General features: G+C 56.0%; 14 protein-coding genes and 1 pseudogene. 12 read left to right on the forward strand and 3 right to left on the reverse strand.

Annotated features, from left to right (window positions below; all coding sequences use genetic code 11):
• Window positions 1-3 precede the first annotated feature (3 nt).
• Entirely contained in the window at window positions 4-1,347 is a 1,344-nt protein-coding gene (gene glmU, locus ACJ5NV_RS06475) for a bifunctional UDP-N-acetylglucosamine diphosphorylase/glucosamine-1-phosphate N-acetyltransferase GlmU (protein WP_411642813.1), read from the reverse strand.
• A 124-nt stretch (window positions 1,348-1,471) separates the two neighbouring features.
• Between glmU and ACJ5NV_RS06480 the strand changes: the two genes are divergently transcribed.
• Window positions 1,472-2,134 (forward strand): HAD-IA family hydrolase, encoded by a 663-nt coding sequence (locus ACJ5NV_RS06480; RefSeq protein ID WP_411642814.1) that lies wholly within the window; start codon window positions 1,472-1,474, stop codon window positions 2,132-2,134.
• An 81-nt stretch (window positions 2,135-2,215) separates the two neighbouring features.
• The gene (locus ACJ5NV_RS06485; protein ID WP_411642815.1) at window positions 2,216-3,436 is read left to right on the forward strand and encodes a DegT/DnrJ/EryC1/StrS family aminotransferase; all 1,221 of its coding nucleotides are present in this window, start codon (window positions 2,216-2,218) and stop codon (window positions 3,434-3,436) included.
• Here ACJ5NV_RS06485 and ACJ5NV_RS06490 read toward each other — a convergent pair.
• Window positions 3,418-3,873, reverse strand: coding sequence for a CreA family protein (locus tag ACJ5NV_RS06490; protein WP_411642816.1), 456 nt, complete (start codon window positions 3,871-3,873; stop codon window positions 3,418-3,420). The genes ACJ5NV_RS06485 and ACJ5NV_RS06490 overlap by 19 nt on opposite strands.
• A gap of 216 nt (window positions 3,874-4,089) precedes the next feature.
• Between ACJ5NV_RS06490 and ACJ5NV_RS06495 the strand changes: the two genes are divergently transcribed.
• The 9 genes and pseudogenes from ACJ5NV_RS06495 to ACJ5NV_RS06535 all read left to right on the forward strand — a co-directional run bounded on the left by ACJ5NV_RS06495 (window position 4,090) and on the right by ACJ5NV_RS06535 (window position 13,850).
• Complete coding sequence (locus ACJ5NV_RS06495; protein ID WP_411642817.1) at window positions 4,090-4,524, forward strand: hypothetical protein; 435 nt, start codon at window positions 4,090-4,092, stop codon at window positions 4,522-4,524.
• Between the two features lie 118 nt (window positions 4,525-4,642).
• A pseudogene (locus ACJ5NV_RS06500) lies at window positions 4,643-4,801 on the forward strand (acyl-CoA dehydrogenase family protein); the annotation flags it as partial.
• 631 nt (window positions 4,802-5,432) lie between these two features.
• A complete protein-coding gene (locus tag ACJ5NV_RS06505; protein WP_411642818.1) occupies window positions 5,433-6,149 on the forward strand; it encodes a FadR/GntR family transcriptional regulator in 717 nt (238 codons plus the stop codon).
• A gap of 67 nt (window positions 6,150-6,216) precedes the next feature.
• Window positions 6,217-7,347 carry a sugar ABC transporter substrate-binding protein gene (locus tag ACJ5NV_RS06510; RefSeq protein WP_411642819.1) on the forward strand — a complete coding sequence of 377 codons (1,131 nt, stop codon included), beginning with the start codon at window positions 6,217-6,219 and terminating at the stop codon, window positions 7,345-7,347.
• A 67-nt stretch (window positions 7,348-7,414) separates the two neighbouring features.
• Window positions 7,415-8,929, forward strand: a complete 1,515-nt coding sequence (locus tag ACJ5NV_RS06515; RefSeq protein WP_411642820.1) for a sugar ABC transporter ATP-binding protein — start codon at window positions 7,415-7,417, stop codon at window positions 8,927-8,929.
• Window positions 8,926-9,969 (forward strand): ABC transporter permease, encoded by a 1,044-nt coding sequence (locus ACJ5NV_RS06520; RefSeq protein ID WP_411642821.1) that lies wholly within the window; start codon window positions 8,926-8,928, stop codon window positions 9,967-9,969. Before ACJ5NV_RS06515 ends, ACJ5NV_RS06520 begins: the two co-directional genes overlap by 4 nt.
• Window positions 9,966-10,916 (forward strand): ABC transporter permease, encoded by a 951-nt coding sequence (locus tag ACJ5NV_RS06525; RefSeq protein ID WP_411642822.1) that lies wholly within the window; start codon window positions 9,966-9,968, stop codon window positions 10,914-10,916. Before ACJ5NV_RS06520 ends, ACJ5NV_RS06525 begins: the two co-directional genes overlap by 4 nt.
• A gap of 140 nt (window positions 10,917-11,056) precedes the next feature.
• Complete coding sequence (locus tag ACJ5NV_RS06530; RefSeq protein ID WP_411642823.1) at window positions 11,057-12,850, forward strand: IlvD/Edd family dehydratase; 1,794 nt, start codon at window positions 11,057-11,059, stop codon at window positions 12,848-12,850.
• 79 nt (window positions 12,851-12,929) lie between these two features.
• Window positions 12,930-13,850: an SMP-30/gluconolactonase/LRE family protein gene (locus tag ACJ5NV_RS06535; protein WP_411642824.1), complete on the forward strand. Its 921-nt coding sequence runs from the start codon at window positions 12,930-12,932 to the stop codon at window positions 13,848-13,850.
• Between the two features lie 129 nt (window positions 13,851-13,979).
• On the opposite strand, the gene ACJ5NV_RS06540 is transcribed toward ACJ5NV_RS06535, so the two are convergent.
• Window positions 13,980-14,144, reverse strand: coding sequence for a DUF3237 family protein (locus ACJ5NV_RS06540; protein WP_411642825.1), 165 nt, complete (start codon window positions 14,142-14,144; stop codon window positions 13,980-13,982).
• 76 nt (window positions 14,145-14,220) lie between these two features.
• Here ACJ5NV_RS06540 and ACJ5NV_RS06545 point away from each other — a divergent pair, with 76 nt between their 5' ends.
• The gene (locus ACJ5NV_RS06545) at window positions 14,221-14,478 is read left to right on the forward strand and encodes a TRAP transporter small permease (protein ID WP_411642836.1); all 258 of its coding nucleotides are present in this window, start codon (window positions 14,221-14,223) and stop codon (window positions 14,476-14,478) included.
• The last annotated feature ends 74 nt before the right edge of the window (window positions 14,479-14,552 follow it).

A 14,552-nucleotide genomic window follows, 5' to 3' on the forward strand; every position in this document is an offset into this window, starting at 1 on the left:
GGTTTATGTCCTTTTTGCTTTGAGAGCGCGCAGCTTGGCGAAAAGCTTTACCGCCAATCCGGCTTTGTTATCCTGCCGCGCCCTTGCGATGGCCAGATCGCCTGCCGCCACATCGCGGGTGATGACAGAGCCAGAGCCTGTCATCGCCGCATCGCCTATGTTCACCGGCGCCACAAGCATGGTGTTGGACCCGATGAAAGCATCTGCCCCGATGGTAGTTTTATGTTTGAACACGCCGTCATAGTTGCAGGTTATTGTCCCCGCCCCGATATTGGACCGCGCGCCGATTTCCGCGTCGCCGATATAGGACAGGTGGTTGACCTTGGCCCCTTCGGCGATTTGGGCATTCTTGACCTCGACGAAATTGCCAATCTTCACATCCTCGGCCAGTTCCGCGCCGGGGCGCAGCCGCGCATAGGGGCCGACAACCGCGCCGCGCGAGACATGGCAGCCTTCGAGATGCGAGAAGGCCCGGATGGTGGTGCCGGATTCGACCGTGACACCGGATCCAAAGACCACATGGGGTTCAATCACCGTGTCGCGTCCAATCACCGTGTCGTGGGCGAAAAAGACTGTGTCAGCGGCGGTCAGCGTCACCCCGTCATCCAGCGCTGCGGCGCGGGCCTGGGCCTGAAACTGTGCTTCGGCCCCGGCCAGTTCGGCGCGGGAATTGATGCCCATGGTTTCAGCCTCATCACAGCGCACGACTGTCGCGCTGAGCCCCCGTGACCGGGCGATGCTGATAATGTCGGTCAGGTAATATTCGCCCGCTGCGTTGTCATTGCCGACTGCGTCGATCAGTTCAAACATGGTGCTGGATTTCGCCGCAACCACCCCGCTGTTGCAGAGGCTGACGGCGCGTTCTTCGTCGTTGGCGTCTTTGAATTCCACGATCCGGTCAAGCTGATCATCTTTCATGATCAACCGCCCATAGCGCCCCGGATCAGCCGCATCGAACCCCAGCACGACCACATCATGGGTCAGCCGCGCGGCCGCCATCGCGGCAAGAGTTTCGAGCCGGATGAACGGTGTGTCGCCATAAAGTACGATGGCGTCCCCATCGAACCCGTCCAGCGCGCCCCGTGCTTGGGCCACCGCATGGCCGGTGCCCAGCTGTTCGGCTTGCAAGGCGACGGTCACCTCTGGGTCATGCGCTTTTGCGGCCTTTTCCACCGCATCAGCCCCATGCCCTGCGACGATCACCGTATGATCGGGGTCCAGTGCCGCGCCGGATTTCATCGCATGCACCAGCATCGGCGCGCCAGCGATCTGGTGCAGCACCTTGGGCTGGTCGGAATTCATGCGCGTGCCCATGCCTGCGGCAAGGATAATCAGTGCGGTTGCCATTGATGCCTCAATCGTTTGTTTACCTGACTTCTACCGGGGTTTTGCATTATCACAAGGGCAGGGGCTTCACATCAGTTTTCAGGGCGTTACAGACGGTGTGGCAGTGATTGGAAAAAGGTGCGCCATGCGGACAGTGATTTTTGACCTTGATGGGACGTTGGCCGATACAAGTGGCGATCTGATTGCTGCGGCGAACCAGTGCTTTCGCGGGTTGGGGCTGGGTGATCTGCTGGACCCGACATTGGATGCGGGGACCGCGCTGCGTGGCGGGCGTGCGATGTTGACGCTGGGATTTTCCCGGGTGGAAGGCTTTGGTCAAACGTATGTTGATGGCCAATATCCGGTTCTGCTGGAGGCTTATGCAGGCGACATCGCCAGCCGCACACTGCTTTATCCCGGCGCGATGGAAGCGGTTGCAGGGCTGACCGAGGCGGGCTATGCGGTGGGCATTGCCACCAACAAACCTGAAGGGTTGGCTGAGACACTGTTGCAGACGCTGGGTGTCCGCGATGCGTTTGGGTCACTGGTGGGGGCGGATACGCTGCCGGTGCGCAAGCCCGATCCGGAGCATCATTTTGAGGCGGTGCGCCGCGCCGGGGGCGACCCTGCCCGGTCGCTCTTGGTGGGCGATACGGTGACGGATCGCGAAACTTCGCGCAATGCGGGGGTGCCGTCTGTCCTTGTGACCTTTGGCCCCGGTCGCGATGCGGTGCAGGGGTTGGAACCGGAGGCGGTGATAGATCATTATGACGAACTGCCTGCCGTTGTGACCCGGCTGATTGGCTAATTTGACAACTGAACCTTTGGTGTTTCGAAAAGCGGGAACAGACTGATTGACGCGCGGGGTTTCCAGTTTCAGAGTTCGCCCATGACAGAAATATTCAAAGGCAGCTTCACTCAACAGGAGCCGATCCCCGATGCGGGCATCGCGGCAGCGCTGGAGGTGATGCAACACGGGCGGCTGCACCGTTATAACACGGCGCCGGGCGAGATATCGGAAACGGCGCTGCTGGAAGAGGAGTTCGCCGCTACGACAGGCAGCAAATATTGCCTCGCCGTGGCGTCTGGCGGCTATGCGATGACAACCGCGTTGCGGGCCTGCGGGGTCGGGCATGGCGACAGGGTGTTAACCAATGCCTTCACGCTCGCCCCCGTGCCCGGCGCGATTGCCGCCGTGGGTGCGGTGCCGGTGTTTGTGGGCGTGACCGGGGATCTTGTGATTGATCTGGACGATCTGGCGAGCAAGCTGGATCAGGCGGAGGTGCTTTTGCTCAGCCACATGCGTGGCCATATCTGCGATATGGATCGGCTGATGGCGCTGTGTGATGCGGCGGGTGTGACGGTGATCGAAGATTGTGCCCATACCATGGGGGCGGCCTGGAATGGTGTGCCGAGCGGTCGCCGGGGCCGGTTTGGCTGTTTTTCCACCCAGACCTATAAGCATATAAATTCCGGCGAGGGCGGTCTGCTGATCGGGGACGGGGCAGAGGATATGGCCCGCGCGATCATGCTGTCGGGCAGCTATATGCTGTTTGAAAAGCATCGGGCTGCCCCCCCGCCGGAGGTTTTTACCCGGATTAAATATGAGACGCCCAATATCTCTGGCCGGATGGATAATCTGCGTGCTGCCGTGTTGCGCTCACAATTGCGGGATTTGCCCGCGCAGGCGCAGCGCTGGAATGAGCGTTACAGGGTGATGGAAAATGGTCTGGCGGAAACCCCCGGCCTGCATCTGATCCCGCGCGCTGAAAAAGAACAATTCGTCGCCTCATCGTTTCAGTTCCTGCTGCTGGATTGGTCTGGCGCGGCGGTGGCCGAAGTATTGCGTCGCTGCGCCGCGCGCGGGGTGGAGCTGAAATGGTTCGGCGGGGCAGAGCCTGTCGGCTTTACCTCGCGCTATGACAGCTGGCGCTATGCGCCGTCAGAGCCGATGCCCGCGTCGGACAGGGTGCTGGCCGGGATCGTGGACATGCGTTTGCCGCTGACATTTTCGCTGGAAGACTGCGCGCTGATCGCCCGGATCATTCGGGCAGAGGTCAGCGCAGTTTGGCAGAGGTCTGCGGCGGCAGATCACTCCGCGGGCGTGTAAAGCGGCACGGTTGAGATCGACATTTTGGCCGACCCTTCGGTCAGCTCCGTCGCGTGGGCCAGATAGATCAGTGTGTTGTTGGCTTCATCAAAGATGCGTTTGACGCGGATCGATTTGAGGATGATCGACTGACGCTCGCGAAAAACGTTTTCGCCATCTTCGCCACGGTCGATATCGCCGATGACAATCGGCCCGGTCTGGCGGCAGGCGATGGAGGCGTTCGATGGGTCCTCAAACCAATTGCCATTTGACACCCGGTCAAAAAACGAGCGGTCAAAATAGGCGAGGTGACAGGTGACGCCTTGTACCTCTGGGTCGGCAATGGCTTCGATTACGATATCATTGCCGACCCAGTCGACCCCCACCTTGCCGACTTCATCAGTAAGGGTGAGTGTGGGGGTCAGGACGAGTGCGGCGGCAAGTTGTAAGTATTTCATGGGCTGATAACGCCCCGGCGGCGGTTTGGTTCCGCTGGGCGGTATTTTCTGCTGAACGGGATTGGAGGGTGAGGGTGGATTTCCTTTTTATTTCGTATCTACACGAAAGTTTCGGAATACTTTCGGGCGGCTTTCAGTACTTGTTCTGCCTGACTGTTTTTAATTGTCCGTGTCGATCAAGGGAAGATCGGCTCAATTTTAATGGAGCAAATAAAAATGGAAGCGACAACAGAAATGACCGATACACTCGAGCGGACTGTTAAATCTATTCAAGAGTCCGATACAAGTTTGAGTAGTGCGCATACCCCAGCGTTTGTTGCGATTAGTCTTTCCACTGGGCCCGAAGGTGGGCATCTGGACGGCTGGTTTACCTATATCGACAACGGATATGGGAAAGTTCACATCAAGAGTGAAGATTTGATAGAACACACAGGTCTTTTTGCAGGCGTTCATGCTTCAGCATTGGCGCAATTGCCGCCTCCGGGTGAGTTTGCTGGCAAGCCGGGCACAGTCAAGGCGTCTGGCGGATTGTTCGGTGGCAGTGTGTCATTTTATGATCACAACAACAACTTGATCGGCCAATTCCCAGTTACGGGGCCGGGGACCCCTTCATGGTCGTTCAAAGCTCATGTGACATATACCAAAGGCTGATCCTTTAGATTTCGTTTCTTATTCATTATCCGCACGTCTGGCATTTGCACCACAGATGTCAGGCGTGCTTTTCGTGTCGATCACCTTATTAAGCTGGTTTTCCTTCCGTCATGCGTCGATGACATTTGATCTGGGCGAGGATGTGAACGCCCTGCGCGACATGGTACATGACTGGGCGCAGACTCGGGTGAAGCCGATGGCAGCCGCGATTGATAGCACGAACGCTTTTCCACCCGAACACTGGCCTGAGATGGGGGCGATGGCATCGTTACAGGTCTAGTCGGCGGTGTGTTCTTTGTCTGGCTTCTGGGGCGGAAGAAAACGATCTGAGATCACCCGCCAAATAGTGCAAGATGAAATTCTTGGTGTCTTAGAACGCGAAATGGAACTGTACGCAGTTCCAGTCTCAAGCGCCCTTATTTTAAGTTGTAGCGAAGGCCAGATTCCCCCCGATTCTGCAGTTGCGACATATGGGAAGTAACCCTCACGACCCGCCATGTGCGGCATCTCGAATTGTGATTCCGGGCTGTAACGGGACCAGTACACATGTTTTTCGAGGGCGGCGATTACGGAACGTAGTTTGGGGGCTGGGCGTAACGCTGTGATGTGGCCATTCCTTTGGGTGTCGCTGGGGCGGATTTCGTCGTGCGGCCTTGTGTCAACGGTCCGGCGTCGCTGTTTTTCTGCCCGTTCAAGGCAGCGCTGATCTACTTTGCTTGCAATGGACAGGAGGCTGAAGGATTTTAAATTGTTGGTATAATACCCACTCAAATTAGCAAAATTAATATATTTAACCGATTTCGACTCTATTTGTTGGACAAAATTGCTCAAAAGGTTAAGAATGACCGAGGAGTGATCGGGTGTTCGTGATCGCTCATCTCGTGCAGGCAGGGTAAGGAACGGCAATTGTGACTGTGTTGGATAGCTCTCTTAAATCGGCGACGGGTCGGTCTGCTGTTGATGAGGTTGTCGCGCAGATGCGTCAGCTTATTGGTGATCAGGGGCTGACCGTGGGGGATCAGCTTCCGACCGAGAAGGAGCTTTGTGATACCTTTGGCGCCTCGCGCAATACCGTCCGGGAGGCCATGCGCATTCTGAAGACCTACGGTGTTGTGGAAGTGCGGCCAAAAGTCGGTGCCACGATTGTTGATAACAGAATGTCGTCGGCGATTGAGATGTTCTCTTTTAATGTGATGAGCATTTCGCGTGAGACGTTTTCCGATATTCAGGGATTTCGCAGTCTTCTTGAGGTGTCCTCTGTCGAGGCGGTGTTTGATAAGATCACCGATGATGACATTGCTGACCTGCGACGGATCAATGCCATGCTCAAAGAGCCCAGCGAAATTGATGTTGCATCCGAATATGACTTTGCATTTCATACCCGTCTGATCGGGGTGCTGCGTAATAAGGCCATTCTGGATGTCTATGGGCTGATGAAGCCGGTGATCTTGCGGATCATGAAGAACGGCAAGACCCGTGATACATTTAAAACGGCCACCTTTCATGAGCATGAAGGCGTGATCGATGCGTTGGAGGCGCGTGATCGTCTTGCCTATCAATATCGGATGAAGACGCATCTCGAAATGGGGTTATCGCAATTCAATACGTGTGACGAGCAGAGCTAAACAAGAATTTTCAAGAAGCTACCCGATAAGGAGCCGCCGCTACATTTATCTTTCCAGGGAGGAAATTATGATGAGAGCTTTTGCAGCAATGACGGCATGTGCCGTTCTTTTGGCGGGTACCGCGCTTGCTGGTCCCGAAATCGTGGAGGGCCCGGGCGTTGATCCCGCTTGCTTTGCACCATGGAGCGACGAGACAAGCTTTATGCAGTGGGAGGCGCGCGAAGGTCCGTTTCGTATTGCGGTCGTGAACGGGTTTGTCGGCAACACCTGGCGTATTCAAATGATCAAAACGGCAAAAGCGTTCGCCGAAGACCCATCCATTGCTGACCAGATTTCAGAGTTCAAAGTGGTTTCGACGGGCACAGATGCCCCGGCCCAATTGGGTGCGATCGAGGATTTTATCAACCAAGGTTATGACGCGATCATCACGATTGCCGTGAGCCCGGATGGCTTTGATCGGGTTATTCGACTGGCAGATCGCAACGATGTGGTTCTTGTCCCGTTTGACAACGTGTTGGACACGGACAAAGTGATGCAGATCAATGAAGACCAGCTTGCGATGGGACGGATGTATTCTGAATTTGTCCTTGGCGAACTTGATGCGAACGGCGTGACCGGGGGTAAAATCCTTGAGGTACGCGGCCTGCCGGGGAACTCTGTCGACCGGGACCGCTCTATCGGGATCAATGAGGTCATTGACGCCCATGATGGTGACTGGGAGATGGTGTCGGTTGTTGGCATGTGGGACGATGGCTCCACGCAGAAAGTAGTCGCTGATGCAATTGCGGTGCACGGTGAATTCGCGGCTATTGTTGCGCAAGGCGGCACAAACGGGATGATCCAAGCCATTCAGGACAGCGGTCATCCGTGGGTGCCGGTCTCTGGTGAGGCCGAGAATGGATTTCGCAAGGCGTTGTCGGAATATTCCGATGATGGGTTGGCGGGGATTTCCATTGGACAATCGCCGGGTCTTGTTGCCATCGCAATGAAAGCGGCGGTGTCCGCGCTGGAAGGCAACGTGATGCCGCAGCTAATCTCGGTCCCATTACCGGTCGCGACACATGATGAGCTGGAAGACGGTAAGAACTTTTGGAGCGATCTTCCCGACAATTTCTTTACCGTCAATGAGTTCCCACCATGCGGTGTGAATATCTCTGGTCCGGACATTATGGCGCAGGACGAAACGGATTTGAACTAAGATCATCCGCCGGGCGGCCTCTTGGCGGGCGGCCCGTTACCCTTTCTTTCTTACTCAGAAATAAATCATGAACACATCCACAGAGATTGTTCAGCTGCACGGTGTTTCGCGCTTTTTTGGCGGTGTCACGGCGCTGGATAAGGTAGATTTTTCGTGCCGGGCGGGCAGTATTCACGGCATTCTTGGTGAAAATGGCGCCGGAAAATCGACGCTGATCAAGATATTGTCCGGCGTGCTTGAACCGAGCGAAGGGCAGATTGCCTTTGATGGCCGTGCTGTGTCTTACCGTTCCACCGCCGAGGCGACCGAAGACGGTATCGTCTGCATTTTCCAAGAGTTGTCGTTGGTTCCTGACCTGTCAGTTGCTGAAAATATCTTTATCAATAACCCGCCCCGCCGCTTTGGCATGATCGACACTCGCAAACAGCGCCAGATGGCCAAAGACATCCTTGCGCGGATCAAATGCGAAGATGTTGACCCTGATGCCACTATCCGAGAGTTGAGCCTGTCACGCCGTCAGATGATCGAGATCGCCAAAGCGCTGATCAAAAATCCGCGTGTTTTGATCTTGGACGAGGCGACCTCGGCGCTGACCAGCAATGATGTGCAAACGGTTTATGAGCTGATGGCCGACCTGCGCGCCAAAGGGGTGGCCTGCATCTTTATCAGCCACCGTATGCAAGAGGTTGATGTGCTTTGCGACCGCCTGTCTGTCTTTCGCAATGGGCAGCATATCAAGACCTTTGACAAGGGTGCGTTGCGCGAGGCGGAAATCGTTCAGCTGATGATTGGTCGTGAAATCAAGGCCCAATTCCCGCCAAAGCGGTGCAAGGCGCTTGGCGAAACCACATTGTCGGTCTCTGATCTGCGGTGGGAAGATAGCTTGAACGGCGTCGATATCGAGGTGCGCGCAGGCGAAATTGTAGGCTTGGGCGGGCTGGATGGCCAAGGCCATAAAGAGCTGTTGCTGGGGCTGTTTGGCGCTTTTCGTGGTGTCGCAGGTGCTGCGACGTTGAAGGGGCATCCGTTCAAGCCCGCGTCGCCTGCGCGGTCTAAGCAGCAAGGCCTGGCACTGGTCCCTGAGGATCGCAAGACCGAAGGCCTTATGCTGGAAATGTCCATTGGCGATAATCTGTTGTTGCCCAACTATGCGGGCGTGTCCACAGCAGGGGTGATTGACAGTGCCAAGGCGGGTGCGGCGATCAAAAAGGCCATCGCGCTATTGCAGATCAAAGTCGGAAGTGCCGATGATCCGGTCGAAACCCTGTCAGGCGGCAATCAGCAAAAGGTCGTTATCGCTAAGTGGTTGATGCTGAACCCTGATGTGATCCTGTTGAATGACCCCACCCGCGGGATTGATGTGGGCACTAAGCAAGAGATCTATCTTCTGATGCGCGACCTTGTCGCGGCAGGGAAATCGGTGCTGTTTTATTCGACCGATTATGCGGAACTGATTGGCTGCTGCGACCGGGTTTGCGTCATGTATGATGGCCGCATTGTGTCAGAACTTGAAGGCGATGCACTGACGGAAGAGGCCATCGTCGCGGCCTCTTTGAATATCCACAAGGATGCGGTGGCATGATGCATAAAGCCAAAGCCGCCGTGTTACGAAACCGTGGATTTACCGGCGCCTTCATCTTGTTTGCGGTGTTATTTATCACCTATCAATCAATGCATCCGCGCGGATTTTCCACGGCGGTTTTGGTGCAAAATTCAAACGAAGTTGTTGCCCTAGCATTTGTTGCCATCGCGCAAACCATACCTGTTCTGATGGGCGGGCTGGATTTGTCGGTGGGGGCTGTGATGACACTGACAAATACGGTTGCGTCGCATGTCGTTACGGGCACGCCCCTGCAAATGCTGCTGGGCGCGCTATTGACCTTGGCAACGGGCACGGCATTCGGCGCGATGAATGGTGTGATCATCGTTTACGGTCGTATCCAGCCGATCATTGCGACGCTGGCCACAGGGGCGATTGCTATCGGTTTGGCTTTGATTTTGCGCCCGTCCCCTGGCGGCGACATTGACGGTGACCTGAATTGGGCGGCAACAAACGCGGTGTTTGATTTGGCCGAAACCTATGGGTTTGCCGATGATGGCAATGCCGCGTGGATACAGCCCTTTGTCAATATCCCGGTGCCGCTGATTATCTTGCTGGTGATCGTGCTTGGGGTTTGGCTGCCGTTCAAGCGCACGGTGACCTGCCGCACGATCTACGCCATTGGCAGCGCCGAGAGTGCGGCGCATTTGTCTGGCTTGCCCATCGCGCGCGCCAAGATTGCGGCCTTTACGCTTTCTGGTTTTTTTGCATCTTGCGGCGGGTTGTATCTGGCGGTGCAAACTTCGTCGGGCAATGCGGATATTACGCAAGCGGGGACGTATACGCTGAACTCTATCGCCTCTGTCGTGCTTGGTGGCACCTCATTGATGGGGGGGAGCGGCGGGCCGATTGGGTCGATGATCGGCGCGTTCATCCTGCGCATCATATCCTTCTTTTTCCGCATCCTATCGATTGATCCGCTGCTGCAACCGCTCATCGAAGGGGTTGTGCTGTTGGTTGCGGTCAGTCTTGGCGCGCTGCGGACATTCCGCGTCAAAAACAAGCTGGAGCTGTTTCGATGAAAACCCTGCGTTTCGCGAACCCGTCGGACCGGCCGCTGCTGATTTCGCTGGTGACCACCTTGGCAATTCTGCTGGTTGGCACCGGATATACCCTAAGCACGCAAGGGACTGCGCCGCTATTTACGCCATCCTATCTGTTGCAACAGTTACAGATCGGGTCGTTTTTGGGAATTTGTGCGGCGGGCATGATGATGGTTGTACTGCTCGGCCATATTGATCTTTCCATACCGTGGACGATGACCGCTGCTGCCATGATGGCAACCACGGTGGGGGGCGTGTGGGCCATTCCGGCGGGGTTGTCGGTTGGGCTGGCCGTTGGGCTTTTGAACGGGTTTGGCGTGTCGGTTCTGCGCATTCCCTCGATGATCTTTACCTTGGGCGTGGATTCCGTTTTGCGCGGCTTGATGGTGGCCCATACCGGCGGGTTCGCACCGCAAACCGAAGCCTCCCCCCTGATGCGCTTTCTGGCGGCGGATACCATTTTGGGCATACCTGTCGCCATTTTTGTTTGGGCTTTTGTATCGGTCGTGATTGCGACGATTTTGGCCCGCACCGGGTTTGGCAAGTCGATCTATGCCGTGGGCGTCAAAGAAGGCGCGGCATATCTTTCGGGCATTCGGACACGCAGGGTCATTGTCGGGTCTTTCGTGGCGTCGTCTTTATGTGCTGCGACCGCAGGCATACTTTTGGCAGGGTATTCCGCTAAAGCCTATCAGGACATGGGCACACCGTATCTGCTGCCGGCGATTGCGGCGGTGGTGCTGGGCGGGACCCATATTCTGGGCGGTCGGGGCCGATATCTGGGCACGCTGATTGGTGCGACTCTCATCGTGTTTTTGAATTCTGTCTTGTCGATCATGCAGATGCCAGAGTCCTACCGTCAAATCATCTACGGCGTGGTCATTGTCACCATGTTGCTGGCCTACGGGCGCAACAAACAAAACTGAGGAAGCAGCAGATGGAAATGCAACCTAATGTCCCTGCTACTGCCTGCCGCTTGGATTGGTCGTGCGTGGATGCTGTGCGTGGCTTCCTGATCACCTGACCCACGCGCCATTCGCCAGATGAACAAAAGAGGTGTCGCCCCATGACCGATTATCGCTCCAAATTCAAAGCAAATGGTAAGCTGCGCTCGGAGGAGTGGTTTAATAACCCCAATAATCCGGCCATGACCGCGCTCTATCTGGAGCGGTATCAGAACAACGGCTATACGGCCGAAGAGCTTCAGTCCGGCAAGCCGGTTATCGGGATCGCGCAATCCGGGTCCGAGCTTGCGCCCTGCAACAAGATCCATCTGTTTCTGTCAGAGCGTATCAAGGCGGGCATTCGTGATGCTGGTGGCATTCCCATCGAATTCCCGATCCACCCTTTGCATGAGAACGGCAAACGCCCGACGGCCGCGCTTGATCGTAATCTGGCTTATTTGGGGTTGGTGGAGGTTCTGCACGGTTATCCGCTGGACGGTGTGGTTTTGACAACGGGGTGTGACAAGACAACGCCTGCCATGCTGATGGGGGCGGCAACGGTAGACCTGCCAGCCATCGTTTTATCCGGTGGCCCGATGCTGGACGGGTGGTGGAAGGGGGAACTTGCCGGGTCTGGCACGATCATCTGGGAAAGCCGCCGATTACTGGCTGAAGGGCTGATTGACTACGATGAATTTATTCGTCGTGCCTGCGCCTCTGCGCCGTCATTGGGGCACTGCAACACGATGGGCACGGCAAGTACGATGAACGCGATGGCCGAAGCGCTGGGCATGAGCTTGCCCGGCTGTGCGGCCATTCCAGCGCCGTTTCGCGAACGCATGGCGATGGCCTATGAAACGGGTAAGCGCATTGTTCACATGGTCCACGAAGACCTGACCCCGTCTAAAGTGTTAACTCGGGATGCCTTTATAAATGCTATTCGTGTGGCGACCGCTTTGGGGGGATCAACCAATGCGCCGCCACATATTCAAGCCATCGCGCGTCACGTGGGTGTCGAACTGGATATGCAGGACTGGCAAGATTATGGATTTGACCTGCCGCTGTTGGTCAACATGCAACCCGCCGGAAAATATCTGGGCGAACGGTTCTTTCGCGCAGGCGGTGTCCCTGCGGTGATGGGGGAATTGATGCATGCGGGTTACCTCAACACCGAGGTGCTGACGGTTTCGGGCATGCGGTTGGGTGATACATTGGCCGATATACGCAGTGCAGATACAGAAATGATCCGCAGCGTTGCGGACCCTCTGCGTGAAAAGGCAGGTTTCCTTGTGCTATCGGGCAATTTGTTTGACAGCGCATTGATGAAGTCGTCCGTCATATCAGACGACTTTCGCCAGCGCTTTCTATCGACCCCCGGTGCGGAACACACATTTATCGCACGCGCGATCGTTTTTGACGGGCCAGAGCATTACCACGCCACTCTAAATGATCCCGCGCTGGGCATTGATCAAAACTGCATTTTGTTCATCCGTGGCACAGGTTGCGTTGGCTTTCCCGGCTCTGCTGAGGTGGTGAACATGCAGCCGCCTGATGCTTTGGTCAAAGCGGGCGTCACCCATTTGCCAACGGTCGGGGATGGTCGCCAGTCTGGCACATCAGAAAGCCCGTCCATATTGAATGCATCACCTGAATCTGTCGTTGGCGGTGGCTTGGCCTATTTGCAAAATGGCGATCAGGTGAAGCTGGATTTGAACCTGCGTACGCTCAACGCGGTGGTTGATCGCGATGAATGGCAACGGCGAAAAGACAATTGGACCCCGCCGGAACTTGAAAACCAGACACCTTGGGAAGAGCTCTACCGCAATCACGTTGGTCAATTGGCCGATGGCGGATGTTTCGACTTTGCCACGAAATTCCACAGGCTGCGGAATGCCCTGCCGCGCGACAGCCACTGATGACCGATCTGCCTGTCGTGGGGCAGGGGATTGCATTGCTTATGACAGGTCGCATGCGGCCACTTAGATTGGAGATATTATGAAAACGATGCCTGCGCATTTAGACGTTCGTGACGACCGGTTCCTGCAATTGGTCCATCCCGTTGCACAGCTTTCCAAAATTGCCGATGGGTTCACCTGGGTCGAAGGCCCAGTTTGGTTCGGGGATCATGATTGTTTGATCTTCTCTGACATCCCATCGCAGCGCCTGATACGGTGGAGCGCGCAACATGGGGTTTCTATCTTTCGCAGCCCCTCTGCCTTTAACAACGGCAACACGCGCGATCATTTGGGGCGGCTGGTTGGCTGTCGTCACGGCACACGGGATGTTGTGCGCACCGAGGTGAACGGCGACCTCACCGTGCTTGCGTCATCTTATGACGGCAAACGCCTGAATTCCCCTAACGATGTTGTGGTCTCTTCGGATGGGGCGGTCTGGTTCACGGATCCGACTTACGGGATCATGTCGAATTTCGAAGGCTACAAATCGGAGCCCGAACAGGCGGCCCACCACGTCTTTCGCATTGATCCAATCACAGGGCAGGTTGCGCCAGTTGTGTCTGACTTTGTGCAACCCAATGGACTTGCGTTTTCTGGCGATGAAACGCGGCTGTTTATCACGGAAAGCGGCGCCAGCCATGACCCCGATGTGCCTGCTGTCATTCGCCAATTCGACGTTGCTGGTGCGTCACTGACGGATCGCGGCGTCTTTGCCAGCATTGATCGCGGTATCCCTGACGGTATTCGGATTGATACGGCGGGCAACCTTTGGTCTTCGGCTGGTGATGGCGTGCATTGCTTTGCGCCTGACGGCACATTGCTTGGTAAAATCTTCTTGCCGGAAACGGTTTCAAACCTGTGTTTCGGGGGCAGCGATGGGCATCGCATGTTTATCACCTCCACTACATCCGTCTTTCAGATTTTTGTGAATGTTAAGGGCGCAGAACGCTGGACCCATTGATGAGAAAGCTAAGGCGTTGGTACGTCCGCTTACATGCACAGGGTCCCGCCGGGGCGGTGACCGAGATGACCGACATGGCATATCGGTCGGTTTCGCGCGTCTCCTCCACGATGATACGGTTGTGATGGTTTAGATTGTTCCGTCTTTGGTTTGCATTTCATAGAGTGCATCAAGCTCCTTGATCCCGTCAGGACGCAGCACTTGCCGGTTTGCACCGCCGGCAAGAACCGTGCCGTCGCATTCCTTGATCCTCTGATCCTTTGAACGGCTGGATCGGCGCGCGGCATTGGCCATCACCTTTGTGCTGCCGGTGTATAATGTCGCCGCGCGCTACCCAATCCGCTGGGGTTTGGTGCCGCCGTAGGTTCAGCTGAATTGGGTATTCGAGGTTTGCGTTTTTCTTTTGGTCTGGGCGGTCCTCTTGGGTATCGCCAGGATCGAACAACGTGCGCAGCACATTCACGTTGATGTTCTGTATGATCAGTTCGGGCCGAAAGGGCAAATGGCGGCGGAGTTGCTTTCGCTTGTCTTTGCGGCGGCGGTTGCGGTGCACCTTGTGTTCATTCTGGATCGGCTGTGGCGCTTGGTCACCACCGGTGAAAGCGCCAAGCAAAAACACTCCCACTAGAGCGTGTCGCGGGCTTTCAGATTCAGGATTCCCAGATCACGTATGATGTGATTCCCTATGCTTGGCGCAGATAT

It is taken from the genome of Loktanella agnita, assembly GCF_046640325.1.
Lineage (GTDB): Bacteria > Pseudomonadota > Alphaproteobacteria > Rhodobacterales > Rhodobacteraceae > Yoonia > Yoonia agnita.